Origin of the sequence: Pseudalkalibacillus sp. NRS-1564 (assembly GCF_050467905.1) — a bacterium.
In the GTDB taxonomy this organism is placed as follows: Bacteria; Bacillota; Bacilli; order Bacillales; family Guptibacillaceae; genus Guptibacillus; species Guptibacillus hwajinpoensis_B.
In genome coordinates, this window is record NZ_JBITPM010000044.1 from 93,552 (window position 1) to 111,611 (window position 18,060).

Below are 18,060 nucleotides of genomic sequence, written 5' to 3' on the forward strand. Positions count from 1 at the left end.
AAGAACCCTTTTGTATGATTATAATGAAAATTCTATTAATTTCAATAGGAATATTTTACTTCCTTCAGCATATTATGATAAGTTTCGCACTTCTGAACTCGCTTTTGTATACGTAACTGCATGAAAAACTGGATGACAGTCATTATATTGAAATATTTGCTGCATTGGTTTGTTTTCTATACCTGTACTACCTATATAATAAGTGGCGCCTTTTTCTTGCAAAAGAAACAAACCTAGCTGATGTAATAGCTTTCCGAATCCTTTTCCACGCTGCTGGGGCAATACACCCATGTAAAATAGTCTACCTTCTTCTTCCGTGCCCGGTTCGATAATTGGAATAACTACGCCTAAGAGGTATTTATTCCAATAAACAGAGTAGCAGCTAGATTTGTACTGCTCACCTATTTCTTGCTTCATCGCTTCATACTGCATTTCGATAGGGTGAGCGGAAGGAGCATTAAGTGTTCCCTCTGAACATGCTTGCCACAATTCAAGAAAGAGTTTGATATCCCTCTCATCAACTAGCTTATAAGTAATACTACTATTGTGATTAAAATGCATTTTTTCCATTTGAAAACTTTTATAATAGTCGATGGACTCAGACTTTAAAGCAAAAAAATTATTTTCTAGCACCTGTATTTTTAATTCGGAGGATGCTTCTACCGTTACCGTACAGTGAAGAACCTCTTTTGATTCTAGAGCAACATTCAACCGATCAAGTAACAAATCAAATTCAGGACTATGCTTGAGTTTATCTACACCTTCGATTGAAAGGTAGTAAGGTCTTCCATCAAGTAATTTGACACCTAGCTGTTTTTCATGTTCATTCAATGAGAAAACCATACGTTACCCCTGATTATTTTGCATATATACTTCTTCAAATGGTTGAACGACAACAAACCCTTCTCCTTCAAATCTCATTTGAACCGATTCACCACTGCCTCTTCCAAAGAAGGACTTCAGCGACACATCTGTTTGAAAATTCGGCTGCAATTGACCTGACCAGGCAACCGTTGCATTAGGATCTGTAATGACTGGTTTTCCCGGAGTTACTCGAATTGTTAGTGGTTCATAGTGGCTTGTAATGGCAACCATTCCCGGACCCTGACAAGTGACATTAAATAATCCACCTGCCATCATTCCAGTAATCCGTTTCATCATTTTGATATCCCACTGGATGCCATCTTCAAATGCGAGTAGATCGTTTCCATTTACGCTAATTGATTCACCATGTTGCAAATGTAGGATGGAAATCTTCTTCCCAGAATCCGCCAGATATAACTTTCCATTCCCCTCAGCTTTCATTAACGAAGCTCCCTCACCTGTAAGGGCTTTTTTAAACATCTTTCCGAGGCCGTGTTCAAGAATTCCTTCCCTCTCGAATTTAATCTGACCGTTGTAAGTAATCATAGCGCCAGATTTCGCCCACACACGCCCAGCGAGATTAACTTCTAACATTCTTGGCGTTTCTAACTCGAAAAATCCTTCTCCTTTATCTTTTTGTTCTGTTGACTGAATAAATTCTTCTATTGAGTATCGATTCATTTTCATCTCTCCTTCTAATTAACTATTACGAATAGCTACTGCAATACGTTTCAATTTTCTACGTAATTTTCAGTAAAATTCGAACTCTTACTACTCATTTTTTTGTATTTAATAAGTAAATTCTGCTTATACTCATCTCTTTTTCATCAAATTGTTTGCACATATCATGTTAAGGGTAAGGTAACATTAACTATAATCGCGAGTAGGAGGTTATCATATGGTTATCGTTTACATTAGTATTGCAATCGTAGTTCTTTCACTTATTTACCTGGGATACATAGCCCTTCAAAATTTCAAAGAAACCAAAAAATCTTTAAATGATTTATCTGAGACCGCAGCGAGGTTTCAAGAAAAAGTAGATAAAATCACTGAGGAAACAAATCAATTAACAGCGACCACTACAACCATTTCTGAAGGCATCCAATCGAAAAAAGAAACCGTTCAAGGCGTAATTCAAGTTGCTAAAGGCACACCTGAACCCTTTAAAAACCTTGTTTCATCAATTAAAAACACGCCAAATCCGCAGCGTGAAGCTAGAGATTCACAGTTAACTGAAATTGGTGATCAACTTGTTGACTTATGGGGAAGATATCGTCTAAAACGGAAATCAAAACATGCGGAGTAAGGGCTATGCCCTTACTTTTTTTGGTCAAATTCAAATGAGGTGGGCTATATTATGAAACAAGCAAGACAAATCATTTTCTTTCTTCTAATGACAACTTCACTTTCGATCATCTTGTTCACATCACTATCACCATCATGGAAATGGGCTGCAGGTATTCTTTATGTAGCCATTCTAGTTTCTATTTTATTCGTACTTTTACTAGAAGGTAGATCTCCATACAAATCGCTTTTATGGATATACGTATTAATCTTCTTTCCCATTGTAGGTTATGTTTTCTTTTTATTTTCTGGTCAACTAGAAGTAAAGGGACATTTATTTAAAGAGAAACGTACGAACGGCCTTGAATTTTTCAAGAAGTACGTAAACTTTCCAGCTTCTGAAAAATGGCATGACCTAAGTGAGCGAAACCAAAATTTCTCAAACCTTATTGCCACGATGGTTGCAAGTCCTATTAGTATGAGATCCACAACGGACCTCTTGCTAAACGGTAGAGAGACGTTTACGGCGATTAAAAATGAAATTCAAAAAGCTGAAACGTACATACATATGGAATATTATACGTTTCGTTCGGATGAACTCGGACTCTCGATCATTGACCTACTCGTTAATAAAGCCAAAGAAGGTGTGGAGGTAAGGGTTCTTTATGATTCAATCGGAAGCCATAACCTTTCAAGAGCTTCTAAAACAGCCCTAAGGGAAGCTGGTGCAAGTGTACAGCAATTTCTCCCAATTAAATATGGATTCGTCAATCAAACCATAAATTTTCGAAATCATCGTAAGATCATTGTCATTGATGGTAAAGTCGGTTTTGTAGGTGGCTTAAATATCGGTGACGAGTATGCTGGAGATATGAATCAAATGGGGTTCTGGCGTGATTCTCACCTACTTGTTAAAGGAGAGGTGCTTTCTGCCCTCCATGGCGTTTTCTTAATGGATTGGTCCTATATGTGTGGTGAGGAACTCCTAAATGGCAAGTACCTCGAAACATATGATGTCGAAGGTGATGGTGGTTCTCAGCTTGTGGCTAGTGGGCCAGATACAAAACGAGGAGCTATGTCCGATCTATATTTCAGTTTGATAACTTCTGCAAAAAAAAAGAGTTTGGATTGCTACTCCTTACTTTGTTCCAAACAAAGCCATCCGTACCGCTCTAGCCATGGCTTCTATGAGAGGTATTGAAGTGAGACTCATTGTTCCTGAAGTAAGTGACGGCTTTCTTACCCAATACGGAACAAGATCCTACTTCTCAGAGCTTCTTGATTATGGGGTAGAAATTTATATGTATCGAAAAGGATTTCTCCATCAAAAAATTATGATTGTTGATGATGATCTGGCCACAATCGGCACAGCAAATATGGATATGCGTTCATTGAATTTAAATTTCGAAGTAAATATGTTTCTTTTTCAATCCAAAACGGTTCATGACCTTGTAGCAGCTTATCAAAATGATTTGAATGATTCAGTAAGCGTGACAAAAGACTCTTATAGTAAGCGTGGACTTAAGCACCGCACAAAAGAATCTTTCGCCCGACTGTTTTCACCGGTATTATAACGAGAAGGTACTATCAACGTGAGGTATTTGATTACTATGAAGCTGCATGATTTTAATCAGATATTATGGACGAGAAGATTCCCATTCACTTTTTAATAAAGAATACATGATTAGATTCATATACTCTCCACCAGCGAGAACATAATCACGCAATAGTCCTTCTTGTTGGAATTCCAGTTTGGTTATAAGTTTCCTCGAAGATGCATTGTTTGGATGAATCAATGCACCAATACGATTCATATCTAACTGCTGAAAGGCAAAGGGAATGATGGCTGATAAAGCTTCCGTCATATACCCCTTTCCTTCTTCAGTTTGTTTTAATTCATATCCTATTTCAATGCGATTGACTCGCTTGGCCCAATTATGAAAGCCACAAGTACCAATCAATTCTCCCCTCTCTCTAACCTCTATTCCAAATCGCATCGCCTGCCGTTGCTCAAACCCTTTCTTAAAGCTCATTAACATTCCTTCTACTTCTTCAAGACCGCTCATTTGCTCACTTCCGTAATATTTCATCGTGTGAGGATTCGAAAATATCGACAATAACACAGGAGCATCATCTTCTCTTAATTCTCTTAATCTTAATCGATTTGTAGTTAGTTCTGGAAAACTCTCCATCTCCATGCCATCCACTCCTATATCTCATTTGAATTATTTACACCCAATAACACTTCATATAAAAAAATGCTTAAAGAATGGCTGGCATTCTTTAAGCAAACAAGGGGTAAAACATCTCTTAAAAAAGGGGTCTATCTTATAACGAATAAGCGCTATTAAAAGTTTCAATATTCTATGAATAATTTTCTTCACTCTACCTGAATGGTAAAATAGATTATAAGCACGCTCAAACGATTCTAGGAGTGATCACATTGAAGAAAAAAATATACTTGGTCAGACATTGTAGCGCCTCAGGATAAGAATCTACTGCTTCCTTAACGGCAGAAGGACGCAATCAAGCGACTCAATTAGCACAATCTCTTGGACATATTCCATTTGATAAATTATATAGTTCACCTTTTAGACGTGCCCTTCAATCGATTGAGCCACTCGCTCTTCAATTAGATAAACCAATTACTATTGATGATCGGCTAGAAGAGAGAAAGTTATCTGCTGTTCCTATTGAAAACTGGTTAGAAGAACTTGAGCAAACATTTGTGGATCTGTCTTACACCATTGAAGGCGGAGAATCAAGCCAGCAAGCCATTTCTAGGAGTATTGCGGTTTTAAATGACGCCCTTCTCTATACGAAAGAATATTGTCTTGTCATGACACATGGGAATTTATTAACCTTAATACTGCATCATTTTAATACAGATTATCAGTTCAACACATGGAAGAAACTTCGGAATCCAGACGTCTTCTGCCTTACTTTTCATAATAATACGATCGAATCCATTCAAAACGTTAAGTTATCGGGGGAACCATTGTAATGTCTCAACTCTATTCTCGTTTCCACTGTTGCGCTACTTGCATTCATTTTGAAGTGGTGAAAGCAGAAACAACAAGCTATCGATGCGCAAGACTCGGCTTTGAAACGAAGCCTACCTACCAGTTTAACTGTTGGGAACCAAAAGAAGTTGTTAAGAAAAAAATGGAGAAAGAGAAATCACTAGAAAAGGTGGATGATCCTTCTTCTAAGAAAACTGAGTGAAGTTATCAAAAAACATAAAAAGATGCCTCCCCTAAGAGGAGGTTTCTAGACCGCATTAACTAACGAGTCACTATTCTCATCAGTGTGAGTCATTCGTTCAAGAAGAGGTACCTGATAGCTGCATCTCTTCCATCCATTTATTTATTTGTTCTTGAGGAAGGCTCCAGCTAATCCATGAAGCCATTACCTTCACTTCTTTATTCTCAACTACCCAGTACTCATATCTCTTTTCGGAGAAATTTTCAACGATGCCCGTCCGATCAATCTTCATCTGCTTTTCCTCCTTAGTATCCTTTCTATGACTATACCCTAATTAAATAATGCCTAATTACCTATTTTACTTTTATCACGTTTAGAATGATAATGCATGAAACACTGCCCCTTCTTCACATACTATCCAAAATCATTCTTTTTTGGAGGAAAAGGGGTATGGAGCACAATAAATTCAAGCGAATCCGATCAAGCTTCTGGTTTATTCCAACTTTTTATGGTGTTGGCGCTTTTCTCGCAGCTATTATCACGCTCATTATAGACCGAACGATCATCCAAGGTAGCGCGATGGTTCTTCCTTATTTTTTCTTTGCTTCCTATGAAACAAGCGTCACTATTTTAAGCACGCTCGTATCTTCCATGTTAACAATGACTACCATTACGTTTTCGACGATTATGGTTGTCTTAACAACGTATTTATCGAACTTCTCACCACGAACATTGCAGAATTTCATTACCGATCGTATTACGAAAAGAGTGCTTGGAATTTTTGTTGGAGGAATTATTTACTTTATTATTCTTCTTCTCCTAATTGAACAAAGCAGTCAAGAAGATGTTGTCTATCTTGCACCTGTTTTCGCTGTGATCTATGCCATTGTCTGTGTCGCCTATTTCGTTTTCTTTATCCATCACGTATCGAATTGGATTCTCGTTGGCAATTTGATACAACATATCACTACTAATACGTTAACAACAATCGACCGTACTTTTTAGATTTTGAAGAAGCCAATCATGGTGATATCGCCTCATGGGATTCTTGGGAATTGGATGAAATTAAGATGAAAAAACCTATTGCCATTCGATCCACTAAATCAGGGTACCTACAAAATATTGATTTACCTGATTTGATTTCGGTTGCTACAAACAAAGATTTTATCATTCGCCTCGAGAGAGATATCGGAGAATATATTGATGAAGGTACGGTGATTTTTTCTTATTGGGCATCAATGGATTCTTCTCCTGATTCTCATATCCTTCTTAATACGTTATCTCTTGGAACAGAACGAACAACTGATCAAGACATAGAATATGGCATCCAAAAATTAGTTGAAATTGCATTAAGAGCGATCTCACCTGGGATTAATGATCCCAATACAGCCATTAATTGCATCAACCGTCTTGGGAGAGTTTTATCACGTCTTGGCCAAAAACACATCCCACACCCCCTGTATCATGATGAAAAGAAAAACTTACGGGTGATCACAAAACCTATTACGTATGATACGTACCTCTATAAAAGTTTCTATCAAATTAGGCATTATGCCAAAGAGGATGTATCCGTTCTTGGCTCGATTCTTCATTCTTTAGAATTAGCAGCAGACGGAAATAAACATGATACGCACGAAACTATATGGGAGTTTGGTCAGTTTGTAATTAGAGGTTTTGATCCAAAAGTGCTCGATAAGTTCGATCATCGCTATATAAATGAAAAGCTTGAACGACTCGCGAACGCAACTGGTTTTCAAGATGCTTTTCATCCGATCTCACATGAATAGCCCCGTTAGAAATCTCCATAAGAAAAACGGTCTCACCAGAGAGACCGTTTTTTGCTATTATTTTACTTGATCAAGCCATGTTTCCATATCTTTCAGCGTAAGAGGCCCCACTCGTTTCTCACGAATAATTCCTTCTTCATCAATCATAAACGAAGTTGGCATAGAAATAACCTGGTAGAGATTCTCACCTACGTTACCTTCTCGATCCATAAGAACTGGGAAGCGAAGCTCATGTGATTCAACAAATTTTGGAATCGCTTCTTTCTTTGGCTCGTATTTAGTGAAATTAACGGATAGAACTGTTACTTCCTCACCATGAACATCAGCAAATTTTTGGATATCCGGCATTTCTTCTTCACAGGGTGGACACCATGTCGCCCAGAAATTAAGAAAAACGGGTTCCCCTTCATAATCTGAAAGACTCACTTCTTCTCCATCTAGGGTTTCTAAGTTAAAATCTGCTGCCTTATCGCCAACTTCCGTTCCTACACTTCGATCGGCGATAACTGTATTATAAATCCCCCATAGAAGAGCAATCGCGAGAACGATTAGCACAAACTTCTTAATCATTTTCATTCGATCTTTTTTATTCATACTCTAGTCCAACGAAAAGCGATCATCACGAACAAAGATCTCTTCTCGTTCAATCGCATCCTGCTTTGAGGCTAGGACAAGTCCAAGTGGAGTATCTGTTTCTTTATCATTCACAATCGTGAATGATAGGGAAGCTTTGCTCGCTTCTTTAATATATTTTGAAAGCATAGAGTAAGATAAATCCCCATTTAAATATAGAATACCATTCCGAATACGCTTCATTTCATTAATCACTTCTTGATATACGTTGTTTTGTGCAACCTGCCTTTTTGTAAGAGCAACATATACACGCTCTCTAAAAGTTGATAAGAACAACGCTTTTTCTGCCGGTTTTAATTCTGGCGCACCATAGATTCCAGCATCAAGTACTCTCTTAATATCTTCGTTCACGTTTGCCACCTCATCATGTAAATTGCTTTGTTTCATTGACTTCTACCTTCATCCTATACTATCTCCACTCATTCTTAAAGTGAAGGTTCTGTTAAAAATGAAGGCATGTATCTTGAAACAGGATTCCCTCTCAAACTAAAGATGATTCAATGCAAAAAGATGCCCCATCATTCCGTGGGGGCATCTTCTTCATAGTCATTCAACATAATCAACCGTTCCATCATCGTTGGATGACCATATTTAAAATATTTCACAATGAAAGGCGGATTTACTTCATTTAAACTATTAACCGTCAGCGTTTGAAAGGAACCAATCGCTGCATCCACATCACTGGTCATTTCAATGGCATATTCATCTGCCTCCATCTCAGCATGCCGAGAAACCGCAAGTTCTACCGGACTCGCAATAAAAGACATGATCGAGAAAAGAAGCAATAATGCTGGTAAAGATGCAAGATCTGATTCTGAGTGAATCCCCCATGAGTCGCCCCATTTTCGAATCATCTTCCCGAGAAGCCGATATGCCAGGTATAACCCTATAAAACTCGTTGCTAGAGCGCCAACTAAATTTCCATATAGATGATCCATAACATAATGACCCATTTCGTGTGCCATAATAAAAAGCACTTCGTCATCATCAAGCTTATTTAAGGTCGTGTCCCAAAGAACAATTCGTAAATTGTCGCCAATACCAGATACATAAGCATTCATTGCATTCGTTTTTTCTGACATATTCACTTCAAAAACACGGTCTGCAGGAATATGAGCCTTATCAGCCATACTGAGTATTTCTTCTTCTAATTCTTTGTCTGTTAATGATGTAAAGTCGTTGTATAAAGGATCAATTACGACCGGCTGAATATACATCATAAAAGCAAGGTACGGAACCATTAATCCCCACGCAATGAGCCACCACTTTTTCTTAAAACGATTCATTAGTGCATAAAGGACACCGATAATAAGGGAGGTAAGCAAAATATCAATCCAGAATGAGATCATTTCATCCTTCATCCAACCCGAAAAGGATTGCGTGTTAATCCCATATTTAACGGATAAAGACCTCGCCCAATAGTGCAGTGGAAATGTTAGTAACCATGTAAAAGCCGTTAATAAAATGATATACAACGGAACAACGACTATCCGTTTCTTTGAAATACCTTCACCGAATTGTTTAAAGAGCTTTGATAATCCAAACCAGAGAACGCCAAGATAGATGAGCCACTCATATGGAATCGCAATAAACGAGAGAAAGCTTCTGTAGCGTGAATATTCCTCCGATAATTCTAACTGCCTGTCTGTCATAAATGTTGCTGGATCTGCCGCTGTTCCCTTGTATGCTTCAGGTACCCCGAAGTCCGCCCAATTAAATAAATAGAGTCCCAGGATCAGGGCGTAAATGGAGAATCCCAGAATGAGCCAGGTTATGCGTTTCTTCATCTTCATTCTCCTCCCGATACGATCTCATTATCAATAGTACGAGCAAAACAACTTTTTAGAACCTTTCCCCTTAACGATTGCGAATACTAACTACTCTTCTATGTAGTTTCTACAAAACATGCCATTCTCTTTCAAGCCTAACCAAATCTTTCTTTCACTCTTTCCATATAGAAAGCCGACAGAGTGACCTGTCGGCTTTCTAAATCTTTTATTAACTTTCCGCGTACGCGTTCGTTCTATCATAGCTGTGATCAAATCGATTGAGAATCCCACAAACGGGACACTCTGCAAGAACTTGCAGTTCAACAATTGGCGCCTGACTACTTTTCGTCGTAATTCCAGTTGCCTCAACCCGTTCTTCCATAGATACATGTTCTTTTGCAATTGGAATAAACCACGTATACTCAGTCTCACACATTCGACACGTTGCTTTTTCTTCAATTTCGGTTGGCTTTAATGTCATTTTTTCCAGCTCCTTTAGCAGAGTAATTCAAAGACTGCAGAAACAAGGCCCGGAAAACCTCCAATAAAACTGGGAATCCCTTCCTGTAAAGAGGGTTCCCGTTGTGAAAAAAATCAAACATCTTTCACAAGGTTAATTAGACAGTAAATCTTCGTCCATTAATTTATATATGGCATGAGCAACGCCATCATGCTCATTGGTTTTTGTAACAAATAAAGCCTGTTTTTTTATTTGCTCGTCCGCATTTCCCATTGCAATAGGATAGAAGGCTTTATTGAACATCGAAACGTCATTATAGTTATCGCCAATTGCGGCGGTTTGCTTCATATCCAGCTCCATTTGCGCTACAAATGTTTCAAGCGCAAGTCCCTTCTGAGCATCTTCATGATTAATTTCCAAGTTTTCTTTACCTGAAGAAGTAACCACAGTTTTTTGTACATTTTCAGCTGCAGATGCCGCTCGCCCTAATCGACTTTCATCAAAACAGAAACTAAGGAATTTATACACATGTAGGCTTTCATCTTCTAGTAGTTCATCAAAATCATTAATGGCTTTAAGTGATAAGCTTTCGAACTGACGCTTTGCTCCAATCTTCAATTCTTCTGGAGTTAAGGCGGGATTCGAACTCTTCATCATATCCATGATTAAATCAATCGTTCCTTCATAATCGTGCGTGAAAACACCTTTATTTGTAAATAGCTGATAATAAATCTCTTCACTATCAAGTATTTGTTTAATCGATTGGACTTGTTGACGATCAAGGTAAATGGCGTGCAAGATCTCTCCTTCAACAGAGCGAATCTCTGCGCCGTTATAGCAAATAACAGGAACTTCCAATCCACTTCCTTCAAGTGGCTTCATCGCACCATCATAGGCCCGACCAGTGTTAAGAACAACTGTTATCCCCTGACTCTGTGCCTCTCTAATCGCATTAACATTCTCAAAGCTGACTGTTTGTTCATTCGTTAAAAGTGTTCCATCCATATCAATTGAGATACATCTCATTAGGGCAACATCCTTTTCTATTTGGTCCAATCCTTCTTTCAAACTTCTTAAATAGTATAGCAAACGTAATGCTTGTATAAAAAAATAAACGATGTTGATATTTGGCTCATTTAACCCCTGTGACGAACGATCGAATGAACCGAAAATCGAATATAGCTCTAAACAAATAAAAAAGAGCTTTCAAGAAAGCTCTTAACAAAACGTTACTTTTTATTTTGAAAGAAAAAGTCAATGAATGAGGATATTACTTCGACAGATTGGAACCAGACGAGTGACACAGCGGTCATTGAGAAAAACCCAACCATCAAAATACGAAACAAATGCATGTTTCATTCCTCCTCTTTAACTCTCGATATTAGGTTTGATTTATTTATATCACAAAAATCAAAAAATTCAAATCAATTAATTTCACATTTGCTAAATAAAATAGGCATACGTACTGAGCACTGCAACAGCAAACATAACAACAACAATTAAATTCGCCCCAAGGTATGCTGCAACGATTGCTGCCACTGCCCCAATAACACCAAACATCATATCATCATTGATTGTTAAAATACCCGGAAAGATGAGCGCACCCAAAATCGCGAAGGGAACGTTCTTTAGTACATTTTGAATAACAGGCGGTATTTTATCAGAATTAAAGAATACGAGTGGAATCATTCTTGGAATATAAGTGACAACTGCAAGTCCGACAATAAGCCAGATCATAGAATTACTCATTCGTTCCCCTCCCTATAAACCATTCAACAATTATGGATGACAGCAGAGTGGCAATCACGATAGCCCAACCTGTTGGAAACTGAGCCAACGTAAGAATGCTATTAAATATTGCAGCTAACCCTGCAAGAAAAAGCACCTTCCGACTTTTTTTAGCAGACGGAATAAGTAACCCTACAAACATGGCATAAAGCGCAACACTCATACCCTGCTGAATCACTTCAGGTAGATTTGCCCCAGCAATGTATCCTCCCCCTGTAAAGATGACCCAACTAGAGTAGGAAATCAGACATAATCAAAACATATAACCTGTCGTGAGAGCACCTTTTTTTGTTGCGGAAACGGTAAACGTTTCATCAGTAATTCCGAAGGCGTAAACGGCTTTTTTCCATGGAGTATCTGCCTCTACTTTTTCATTTATAGAGGCACTCATCAATAGGTGGCGAATATTAACAATAAAGATTGTAAAAATAATTTCAAAGGCACCTGTCCCAATGGCAATTAAGCTAAGCGTAATGTATTGAGCAGCCCCTGCAAAGACGAGAATACTCATAAGGACCGCTTCATAAAGCGTTAGTCCTGTTGTTCTTGCAAGTAAGCCAAATGTGAGAGCAACCGGCATATATCCGACCGCTATGCTTACACCTGCTTTTAATCCATCTACAAAATCAGAATGACTCTTTGTTACGATAGCCTCCACTTTATCCCTCCTATTGCTACAAATTATTCAATATATTAAACTTATTGTATGTTATATTAAACAAATTTTCAATATAAGGATAAATATGTAACACTAAAAGAGGAGTATTCAATGGAAAACCAATCCCTAACAAAACAAATTGGCGAAAAACTAAAAAAGCTTCGTCTTGAAAATAAATTAAGTCTCGATCAACTATCCGCTCGATGCTCAGTAAGCAAGCCAATGCTTGCTCAAATCGAACGAGGTGCTTCAAACCCAACCGTTAATACACTATGGAAAATTGCAAATGGACTTGGCGTTTCTTTCACGGCATTCATCGATGAAGAACAGCCTGTTATCAAGAAAGTCAATCGATCTGAAATCGAACCATTAATTGAAGAAAGCGGAAAAATGAAGGTGGTCCCGCTCTTTCCGATGGAACCAGGAAAATCGTTTGAAACGTTTTATATTGAACTTGAACCAGGATGTGACTATCATTCTAATCCACATCCTGATGGTGTTGAAGAATATTTATTTATTGAAGAAGGCAGTATGACCCTTGAGGTTGATACGCAGTCATACATCATTTCTAGTGGAGAAAGTTTAAGATTCACTGCAAATTATCCACATTATTATCGAAATCCTTACAGTGAATCATGTAAAGCTATGATGATCATTCACTATCCGAGTTCTATACGTTAAGACAGAGAGTTATACGGAAGATATAGTTCTCCCCATTTAGTTCAGAAAGTTCTTTAGGAGGTCTTTGTGATGAGGAAAGCTTTATTTATAGTGACTCTACTGATTGTAGTAGCTTCTTTCTCCATCAACCTTTTTATCGAAAACAGTTCCCTACAAACAATCATCAACATGACAGGATTAGTTGCTATACTCTTACTAGCTATTTTTACAAGGAACCGAACGACTAGTATTAAAAAACATTGAATTACCCCATGTAAAAGACCAGGCGAGCAAATATTTTCGCTCGCCTGGTCTTTTATCATCTAACTTTTGTTTTCACTACTGATTCAACAGTCATTTCAACCGCTTCTGTCCAGGCTTCACCATATCCTGGATGCGGGGAATAAGGATAGATAAAATCTTCGTCTCTTGCCCCCATCTCAAGAGCTAGCGTTGCTTTTTCGATCAGTTCAACAGCACCAGCACCCACAGCATGAAATCCTAGAAGCACATGACTCTGTCGATCTCGAATGACTTTGATCCGACCTTCTTTATGGCCCATGACTGTTGCATAACCATTTGCTTGCATAGAAGAACTTGCCGTCATAAACTCATACCCTGCTTCTTTCGCTTCTTTGTCCGTTAAACCTACAGATGCTACCGGAATTTGAGTTTGGATGACTTGCGGAAGACAATCGAGCGTAAATGCGGCTTTTATACCGCAGCAACGATCCGCCGCCGTCTTCGCCTGCTTAATTCCCTTCGCAGCAAGCGAGGGTCCCACAGTTACATCACCACAGGCATAGATCATTGGTATTGACGTTTCACATCCCTCAGAAATGTGAATATATCCATCATCTTGTAAGTCTATTCCCGCTTGATCCAATCCAAGCGAATCACTATTATGAATCCTTCCAATCGAATAGGCAATTATTTCTGTTTCTAATTCAACGTTTTCTCCGTTTTGGTTACGGAATATCAATCCAAGACCATCGTCCTTTACACTGCAATCAGATACTCCTCTGAACACCTGAACCTTTTGCTTTTTAAATTGCCTTTTGCATTCACGTTGAATGCTTTCATCCCATTCAGAAAGAATCGCTTCTTGGTCTGTCACAATCGTTACGTCTACACCTAGCGAGCGAAACGTACTCGCCGCCTCTACCGTAAGATAATCTGCTCCAAAAATAACAAGTCGATTAGGCAGGGAGGATAACGCATAGAGCTGTTCTACAGGAAAAATGTTTTCTTTTCCGATTGAAATGAAGGATGGGGTTTTGGGTCGACTCCCTGTTGCAATAATCGCATCGTTAAATGACCAAACTTCAAATTTCTCCCCTTGTTCTACACCAATTCGCTCAGAAGATAAAAACGCTGCATGTCCCTTTACACAGTCAATGTTATTTGACTTAAAGCGCATCTCAAGACCTTTTTCCATGGAATCGATCATGCGATTTTTCTCGCTATGCCATTTTTCCATAGAAAACGATGAAGCTATCGTTACCCCTGGAGCCGTTTCCTTCATTTTTCTCGCTGAAGATGCCAGTAGTTTTGATGGTATACATCCTCTATGAAGACATTCCCCACCTGATCGAGATCGATCTACCATAGTAACGTCTCTTCCATGCTTCGCAAGTCGAAGAGCGGCTTCATAACCAGCTGGCCCTGCGCCAATCACGACAACATCTTTTTCATGAATGATCTCACCTACAACCATTAGACAAGCTCCGTTATAAATAGAGAAGGTTGTTCGATCAATTCAATAAAGCGATTCGTAAAGCGCATAGATGTCCCTCCATCTGCGATACGATGATCAAACGTCATTGATATCGACATTATTGAGCGAATAATGATTTCGTCTTTTTCCGTAACAACTGGCATTTTTTTTGTTTTATGAAAAGCAAGTAAAGCCGCTTCTGGATAATTAATAATCGGCGTAGCCCCAGTGCTACCAAGCGGTCCTGCGTTACTAATCGTAAATGTACCAGATGAAAGGTCTTTGCTCTTGAGCTGATTACTCATAGCAGATTGATGGAGGTTTTTCATCTTAGTGTGAATGCCTTTAATTGAAAGTTTGTCACAGTCGTGAATAACAGGCACAATGAGCCCTTCCTCCGTATCCGTTGCTAAACCAATATGGATATCAGGGTTTAAATAAATGAGACCTTCCTCTTCTTTTAATTCCGAATTGAAAATGGGATATTCCTTAAGTGCAAGGCATACTGCTTTAATATAAAAGGCAGCAACAGAAATAGATACGCCACTTTTTTCTTGAAGAGTCTTTTTCATCTCTAATACATTCGTCACATCTACTTCGTCAAAATGTGTAACATGAGGAATTGTGAGAGTGGATTTTTTCATTTTTGCTGCGATTTGTTTCCGTCTCGCTGAAAATGGAATGGTATCAGTTTGTAATAGATTCGTTTCGTTTGCTTTTTCTTGCTCTTGAGGCTCTCGAGGACTTTGTAACGTGGCAATATGTCTTAAAACATCTTCGTCTGTAATGCGTCCCCCTGGCCCGGTACCTGTTACCCTCTCGATATCAACGTCATTTTCTCGCGCTATTTTCCTCGTGAATGGGGCAGCTAAAATTCGTTTCGTTCGGTTTGGAATAAGCGTTTGCTCCACGTGTTGAGAGATTGGAGAGATGGTTAATAACGTACCCCCCACTTCAACTACTTCACCTGCCGCTACATGAATTCTTTCTACTTTCCCCGCCAGCGGAGATGGAAGCTCAGCGGTTACTTTATCAGTCTGCACTTCGACCAACGGCTGATCAATTATGACTTGATCACCTGGTTTAACAAGCAGCTGTACAATTTCACCTTCTGACATCCCTTCTCCAATGTCATGCAATTTCACGTCCATATACGATCCCTCCTTTAGAAGCGAACTGTTTCTTCAATCGCCTGCAGAACTTTACTAGCATCAGGTAGATAATCATCTTCAAGCGTAAATAACGGCACTGGCGCATCGTAGCCCGTTACTTTTTTTATCGGTGACTTCATATAGAGAAACGAAGTATCGTTAATGATTGAGATAACTTCACTTCCTACTCCTCCAGACGAGGCAGCTTCATGAATGATAACCGCTCTCCCAGTCTTTTGGACTGATTCAGAGATCAATTCTTTATCAAGAGGATAGAGACACCTGAGGTCAATTACATCACATTCAATTCCATTGGAAGCTGCTTTTTCAGCAGCTTCCTCAGCCACTTTCATCATAGCTCCCCAAGCAAAAAGAGAAACATTACTACCATTACGCCGTCTGTACCCTTTGCCTAGTGGTATCGTATAACTTCCCGTTGGTACATCACCTTTGCCTGTGCGATACATCCTCATAGGCTCAAGAAACAAGACTGGATCAGGATCTTTTATACTGCTAATAAGGAGCCCTTTTGCGTCATGTGGCGTTGATGGCACGACAACTTTCAACCCTGGTATGTGAGCAAATAGCGCTTCTGTACTATCGCTATGAATTTCTGGTGCTCTTACACCGGCTCCATAAGGCACTCGAATCGTCAGTGGTACTGTATAACGACTTTGTGTTCTCGTTCGAATTCTCGTCGCATGTGTCATAATTTGATTAAATCCTGGATAAATAAAGCCAAGAAACTGAATCTCCACAACTGGTATAAAACCATTCATCGCAAGTCCTATCGAAGTTCCTATTAAGCCTGACTCTGCAAGCGGCGTGTCTATGATTCTGTCATCACCAAAAAGTTCATAAAGCCCATCTGTGGCTCTGAAAACACCGCCATTTCTCCCAACATCTTCCCCTAGCACAAGAACGGACTCATCTTCTTCAAGCATCACCTTTAAAGCTTCCGTAATGGCCTGCACCATCGTTAGCTTTTTCATATTCACCGCTATACTCATTTTTCACTCTCCTTGTGAAAAAAGCGCTCTTTTTGTTCCTGCACTGGCCAAACGCTAGTGCCGAACACATGATCAAACATAAGAGCTTCATCTGATTTCTTTGTCTTTTCCATTTCCGAGACAGCAGTATTTAATCGATCTTCTGCTTCGTTCTTGATCTGTCCCACCCAATCAGATTCCCAAGCATTTCGAGCTTTAAGATATTCCTCCACTCTCTTAATTGGATCTTCCACCTGTCTTCTCCGTTCACTTTCCCCCTGATCGCGATATTTCGAAGGCTCATCTGTCGTCGTGTGTGCCCCATAGCGCCACGTAACGGCCTCAATTAACGTTGGCCCTTCGCCCTTCCTCGCTCGCTCTACGGCTTTCAATGTTTCACTATAAACAGCAAAGACATCATTGCCGTCCACTCGTACGCCTGGCATATCATAACCAAGTGATTTCTGAGCTATCGTCTTAGAGTTCATTTGTCTTTCAAGAGGAACGCTGATCGCATACCCGTTGTTTTGGTTAAAGAATACAACTGGGATTTGAAACACACTTGCAAAGTTTAGCCCTTCATGAAAATCCCCTTCAGATGTTGCCCCGTCACCGAAATACACTATAGAAACTCGATCGCTTCCTTTTTTCATCTCCGCCCACGCTGTACCTGTAGCATGAAGAATTTGCGATGCGATAGGTACAGATGGCGGAAAAATATGTTTACCCTTTGGTGGGACACACCCCTCAATACACCCTTTCCAATATAGAAAAATATTAACGAGGGAATGTCCGAAAGCAGCTGTTGCAGCATGATCGCGATACGTTGGGAACATCCAGTCTCCATCTTCTAAAGCAAGCGCACTTCCGATTTGAGAAGCTTCCTGACCTTCGAATGGAGCATACGTACCAATTCGTCCCTGACGCTGAAGATTGACTGCTTTTCGGTCAAACATGCGTGAGAACGTCATTTGCTCATAAAAGCGCCTGGCGTTCTCTACTGTGACATATTCACTTTCTTCCAATTGCCTACCTTCCCCATTAACGAGTTGTCTCAACGGAAACTGCTCAGCTAGATCCATTGACATCCACCTTT

Annotated in this window: 23 protein-coding genes and 2 pseudogenes; 9 read left to right on the forward strand and 16 right to left on the reverse strand. The window is 39.3% G+C overall.

Translation table 11 applies throughout. The features are described from left to right. Nucleotides 1-72 precede the first annotated feature (72 nt). The gene (locus ACIFPW_RS20025) at nucleotides 73-843 is read right to left on the reverse strand and encodes a GNAT family N-acetyltransferase (RefSeq protein ID WP_430246816.1); all 771 of its coding nucleotides are present in this window, start codon (nucleotides 841-843) and stop codon (nucleotides 73-75) included. Between the two features lie 3 nt (nucleotides 844-846). Beyond that, nucleotides 847-1,545 carry an AIM24 family protein gene (locus ACIFPW_RS20030; protein WP_283152995.1) on the reverse strand — a complete coding sequence of 233 codons (699 nt, stop codon included), beginning with the start codon at nucleotides 1,543-1,545 and terminating at the stop codon, nucleotides 847-849. Nucleotides 1,546-1,762: 217 nt separating this feature from the next. On the opposite strand from ACIFPW_RS20030, the gene ACIFPW_RS20035 reads away from it, so the two are divergent. Genes ACIFPW_RS20035 through ACIFPW_RS20045 form a run of 3 tightly spaced genes read left to right on the forward strand, consistent with a single transcriptional unit; the run spans nucleotide 1,763 to nucleotide 3,722 of the window. After that, nucleotides 1,763-2,170, forward strand: a complete 408-nt coding sequence (locus ACIFPW_RS20035; RefSeq protein ID WP_283152996.1) for a DUF948 domain-containing protein — start codon at nucleotides 1,763-1,765, stop codon at nucleotides 2,168-2,170. 51 nt (nucleotides 2,171-2,221) lie between these two features. Further along, nucleotides 2,222-3,349 (forward strand): phospholipase D-like domain-containing protein, encoded by a 1,128-nt coding sequence (locus tag ACIFPW_RS20040; protein ID WP_430246819.1) that lies wholly within the window; start codon nucleotides 2,222-2,224, stop codon nucleotides 3,347-3,349. Continuing rightward, a complete protein-coding gene (locus ACIFPW_RS20045; RefSeq protein ID WP_430246921.1) occupies nucleotides 3,309-3,722 on the forward strand; it encodes a phospholipase D-like domain-containing protein in 414 nt (137 codons plus the stop codon). Before ACIFPW_RS20040 ends, ACIFPW_RS20045 begins: the two co-directional genes overlap by 41 nt. Before the next feature lie 63 nt (nucleotides 3,723-3,785). On the opposite strand, the gene ACIFPW_RS20050 is transcribed toward ACIFPW_RS20045, so the two are convergent. Next, the gene (locus tag ACIFPW_RS20050; protein ID WP_430246821.1) at nucleotides 3,786-4,346 is read right to left on the reverse strand and encodes a GNAT family N-acetyltransferase; all 561 of its coding nucleotides are present in this window, start codon (nucleotides 4,344-4,346) and stop codon (nucleotides 3,786-3,788) included. 314 nt (nucleotides 4,347-4,660) lie between these two features. Between ACIFPW_RS20050 and ACIFPW_RS20055 the strand changes: the two are divergent. Together ACIFPW_RS20055 and ACIFPW_RS20060 are read left to right on the forward strand one after the other, a co-directional pair. Continuing rightward, nucleotides 4,661-5,152 (forward strand): annotated as a pseudogene (locus tag ACIFPW_RS20055) (histidine phosphatase family protein); the annotation flags it as partial. Beyond that, entirely contained in the window at nucleotides 5,152-5,373 is a 222-nt protein-coding gene (locus ACIFPW_RS20060) for a hypothetical protein (RefSeq protein ID WP_430246823.1), read from the forward strand. The pseudogene ACIFPW_RS20055 and the gene ACIFPW_RS20060, both read left to right, overlap by 1 nt. Nucleotides 5,374-5,470: 97 nt before the next feature. Here the strand turns inward: ACIFPW_RS20060 and ACIFPW_RS20065 are convergent, their stop codons facing one another. Further along, nucleotides 5,471-5,644, reverse strand: a complete 174-nt coding sequence (locus ACIFPW_RS20065; protein WP_430246825.1) for a hypothetical protein — start codon at nucleotides 5,642-5,644, stop codon at nucleotides 5,471-5,473. 158 nt (nucleotides 5,645-5,802) lie between these two features. Between ACIFPW_RS20065 and ACIFPW_RS20070 the strand changes: the two genes are divergently transcribed. Continuing rightward, nucleotides 5,803-6,357: a DUF2254 family protein gene (locus ACIFPW_RS20070; RefSeq protein WP_430246827.1), complete on the forward strand. Its 555-nt coding sequence runs from the start codon at nucleotides 5,803-5,805 to the stop codon at nucleotides 6,355-6,357. A gap of 50 nt (nucleotides 6,358-6,407) precedes the next feature. Further along, nucleotides 6,408-7,139 (forward strand): DUF2254 domain-containing protein, encoded by a 732-nt coding sequence (locus ACIFPW_RS20075; protein ID WP_430246829.1) that lies wholly within the window; start codon nucleotides 6,408-6,410, stop codon nucleotides 7,137-7,139. A 57-nt stretch (nucleotides 7,140-7,196) separates the two neighbouring features. Here ACIFPW_RS20075 and ACIFPW_RS20080 read toward each other — a convergent pair whose 3' ends face one another. The 8 genes and pseudogenes from ACIFPW_RS20080 to ACIFPW_RS20115 all read right to left on the reverse strand — a co-directional run bounded on the left by ACIFPW_RS20080 (nucleotide 7,197) and on the right by ACIFPW_RS20115 (nucleotide 12,447). Continuing rightward, complete coding sequence (locus tag ACIFPW_RS20080; protein ID WP_430246831.1) at nucleotides 7,197-7,733, reverse strand: redoxin domain-containing protein; 537 nt, start codon at nucleotides 7,731-7,733, stop codon at nucleotides 7,197-7,199. Nucleotides 7,734-7,736: 3 nt separating this feature from the next. Beyond that, nucleotides 7,737-8,159: a YueI family protein gene (locus tag ACIFPW_RS20085; protein WP_404683982.1), complete on the reverse strand. Its 423-nt coding sequence runs from the start codon at nucleotides 8,157-8,159 to the stop codon at nucleotides 7,737-7,739. 131 nt (nucleotides 8,160-8,290) lie between these two features. Beyond that, nucleotides 8,291-9,559, reverse strand: coding sequence for a M48 family metallopeptidase (locus ACIFPW_RS20090; protein WP_430246833.1), 1,269 nt, complete (start codon nucleotides 9,557-9,559; stop codon nucleotides 8,291-8,293). 211 nt (nucleotides 9,560-9,770) lie between these two features. After that, on the reverse strand, nucleotides 9,771-10,022 hold the full coding sequence (locus ACIFPW_RS20095; RefSeq protein WP_194220228.1) for a hypothetical protein: 252 nt from the start codon (nucleotides 10,020-10,022) through the stop codon (nucleotides 9,771-9,773). Between the two features lie 132 nt (nucleotides 10,023-10,154). Further along, nucleotides 10,155-11,027: a Cof-type HAD-IIB family hydrolase gene (locus ACIFPW_RS20100; RefSeq protein WP_430246836.1), complete on the reverse strand. Its 873-nt coding sequence runs from the start codon at nucleotides 11,025-11,027 to the stop codon at nucleotides 10,155-10,157. A gap of 203 nt (nucleotides 11,028-11,230) precedes the next feature. Then, the gene (locus ACIFPW_RS20105; RefSeq protein WP_255622949.1) at nucleotides 11,231-11,353 is read right to left on the reverse strand and encodes a hypothetical protein; all 123 of its coding nucleotides are present in this window, start codon (nucleotides 11,351-11,353) and stop codon (nucleotides 11,231-11,233) included. Between the two features lie 91 nt (nucleotides 11,354-11,444). Beyond that, nucleotides 11,445-11,750 carry an AzlD domain-containing protein gene (locus ACIFPW_RS20110; protein WP_194220230.1) on the reverse strand — a complete coding sequence of 102 codons (306 nt, stop codon included), beginning with the start codon at nucleotides 11,748-11,750 and terminating at the stop codon, nucleotides 11,445-11,447. Then, nucleotides 11,743-12,447 (reverse strand): annotated as a pseudogene (locus ACIFPW_RS20115) (AzlC family ABC transporter permease). The gene ACIFPW_RS20110 and the pseudogene ACIFPW_RS20115 overlap by 8 nt, the downstream one beginning before the upstream one ends. Before the next feature lie 111 nt (nucleotides 12,448-12,558). Here ACIFPW_RS20115 and ACIFPW_RS20120 point away from each other — a divergent pair. Next, a complete protein-coding gene (locus tag ACIFPW_RS20120) occupies nucleotides 12,559-13,128 on the forward strand; it encodes a helix-turn-helix domain-containing protein (protein ID WP_430246839.1) in 570 nt (189 codons plus the stop codon). A 69-nt stretch (nucleotides 13,129-13,197) separates the two neighbouring features. Further along, nucleotides 13,198-13,371, forward strand: coding sequence for a hypothetical protein (locus tag ACIFPW_RS20125; protein ID WP_430246841.1), 174 nt, complete (start codon nucleotides 13,198-13,200; stop codon nucleotides 13,369-13,371). Nucleotides 13,372-13,426: 55 nt separating this feature from the next. On the opposite strand, the gene ACIFPW_RS20130 is transcribed toward ACIFPW_RS20125, so the two are convergent. Genes ACIFPW_RS20130 through pdhA form a run of 4 tightly spaced genes read right to left on the reverse strand, consistent with a single transcriptional unit; the run spans nucleotide 13,427 to nucleotide 18,046 of the window. Continuing rightward, complete coding sequence (locus ACIFPW_RS20130; protein ID WP_430246843.1) at nucleotides 13,427-14,824, reverse strand: dihydrolipoyl dehydrogenase family protein; 1,398 nt, start codon at nucleotides 14,822-14,824, stop codon at nucleotides 13,427-13,429. Further along, nucleotides 14,824-15,975 (reverse strand): dihydrolipoamide acetyltransferase family protein, encoded by a 1,152-nt coding sequence (locus ACIFPW_RS20135; protein WP_430246845.1) that lies wholly within the window; start codon nucleotides 15,973-15,975, stop codon nucleotides 14,824-14,826. Before ACIFPW_RS20135 ends, ACIFPW_RS20130 begins: the two co-directional genes overlap by 1 nt. Before the next feature lie 14 nt (nucleotides 15,976-15,989). After that, the gene (locus ACIFPW_RS20140; RefSeq protein WP_430246847.1) at nucleotides 15,990-16,985 is read right to left on the reverse strand and encodes an alpha-ketoacid dehydrogenase subunit beta; all 996 of its coding nucleotides are present in this window, start codon (nucleotides 16,983-16,985) and stop codon (nucleotides 15,990-15,992) included. Next, nucleotides 16,982-18,046, reverse strand: a complete 1,065-nt coding sequence (pdhA, locus tag ACIFPW_RS20145; protein WP_430246849.1) for a pyruvate dehydrogenase (acetyl-transferring) E1 component subunit alpha — start codon at nucleotides 18,044-18,046, stop codon at nucleotides 16,982-16,984. The genes ACIFPW_RS20140 and pdhA overlap by 4 nt, the downstream gene beginning before the upstream one ends. Nucleotides 18,047-18,060: the final 14 nt, after the last annotated feature.

Coding starts and splice junctions, on each gene's coding strand:
- ACIFPW_RS20035 (WP_283152996.1), top strand. CDS start 1,763: ATGGTTATCGTTTACATTAGTATTGCAATCGTAGTTCTTTCACTTATT.
- ACIFPW_RS20065 (WP_430246825.1), bottom strand. CDS start 5,644: ATGAAGATTGATCGGACGGGCATCGTTGAAAATTTCTCCGAAAAGAGA.
- ACIFPW_RS20040 (WP_430246819.1), top strand. CDS start 2,222: ATGAAACAAGCAAGACAAATCATTTTCTTTCTTCTAATGACAACTTCA.
- ACIFPW_RS20030 (WP_283152995.1), bottom strand. CDS start 1,545: ATGAATCGATACTCAATAGAAGAATTTATTCAGTCAACAGAACAAAAA.
- ACIFPW_RS20050 (WP_430246821.1), bottom strand. CDS start 4,346: ATGGAGATGGAGAGTTTTCCAGAACTAACTACAAATCGATTAAGATTA.
- ACIFPW_RS20120 (WP_430246839.1), top strand. CDS start 12,559: ATGGAAAACCAATCCCTAACAAAACAAATTGGCGAAAAACTAAAAAAG.
- ACIFPW_RS20085 (WP_404683982.1), bottom strand. CDS start 8,159: ATGAAACAAAGCAATTTACATGATGAGGTGGCAAACGTGAACGAAGAT.
- ACIFPW_RS20090 (WP_430246833.1), bottom strand. CDS start 9,559: ATGAAGAAACGCATAACCTGGCTCATTCTGGGATTCTCCATTTACGCC.
- ACIFPW_RS20100 (WP_430246836.1), bottom strand. CDS start 11,027: ATGAGATGTATCTCAATTGATATGGATGGAACACTTTTAACGAATGAA.
- ACIFPW_RS20095 (WP_194220228.1), bottom strand. CDS start 10,022: ATGACATTAAAGCCAACCGAAATTGAAGAAAAAGCAACGTGTCGAATG.
- ACIFPW_RS20110 (WP_194220230.1), bottom strand. CDS start 11,750: ATGAGTAATTCTATGATCTGGCTTATTGTCGGACTTGCAGTTGTCACT.
- ACIFPW_RS20125 (WP_430246841.1), top strand. CDS start 13,198: ATGAGGAAAGCTTTATTTATAGTGACTCTACTGATTGTAGTAGCTTCT.
- ACIFPW_RS20060 (WP_430246823.1), top strand. CDS start 5,152: ATGTCTCAACTCTATTCTCGTTTCCACTGTTGCGCTACTTGCATTCAT.
- ACIFPW_RS20025 (WP_430246816.1), bottom strand. CDS start 843: ATGGTTTTCTCATTGAATGAACATGAAAAACAGCTAGGTGTCAAATTA.
- ACIFPW_RS20140 (WP_430246847.1), bottom strand. CDS start 16,985: ATGAGTATAGCGGTGAATATGAAAAAGCTAACGATGGTGCAGGCCATT.
- ACIFPW_RS20130 (WP_430246843.1), bottom strand. CDS start 14,824: ATGGTTGTAGGTGAGATCATTCATGAAAAAGATGTTGTCGTGATTGGC.
- ACIFPW_RS20070 (WP_430246827.1), top strand. CDS start 5,803: ATGGAGCACAATAAATTCAAGCGAATCCGATCAAGCTTCTGGTTTATT.
- ACIFPW_RS20135 (WP_430246845.1), bottom strand. CDS start 15,975: ATGGACGTGAAATTGCATGACATTGGAGAAGGGATGTCAGAAGGTGAA.
- ACIFPW_RS20080 (WP_430246831.1), bottom strand. CDS start 7,733: ATGAATAAAAAAGATCGAATGAAAATGATTAAGAAGTTTGTGCTAATC.
- pdhA (WP_430246849.1), bottom strand. CDS start 18,046: ATGGATCTAGCTGAGCAGTTTCCGTTGAGACAACTCGTTAATGGGGAA.
- ACIFPW_RS20105 (WP_255622949.1), bottom strand. CDS start 11,353: ATGCATTTGTTTCGTATTTTGATGGTTGGGTTTTTCTCAATGACCGCT.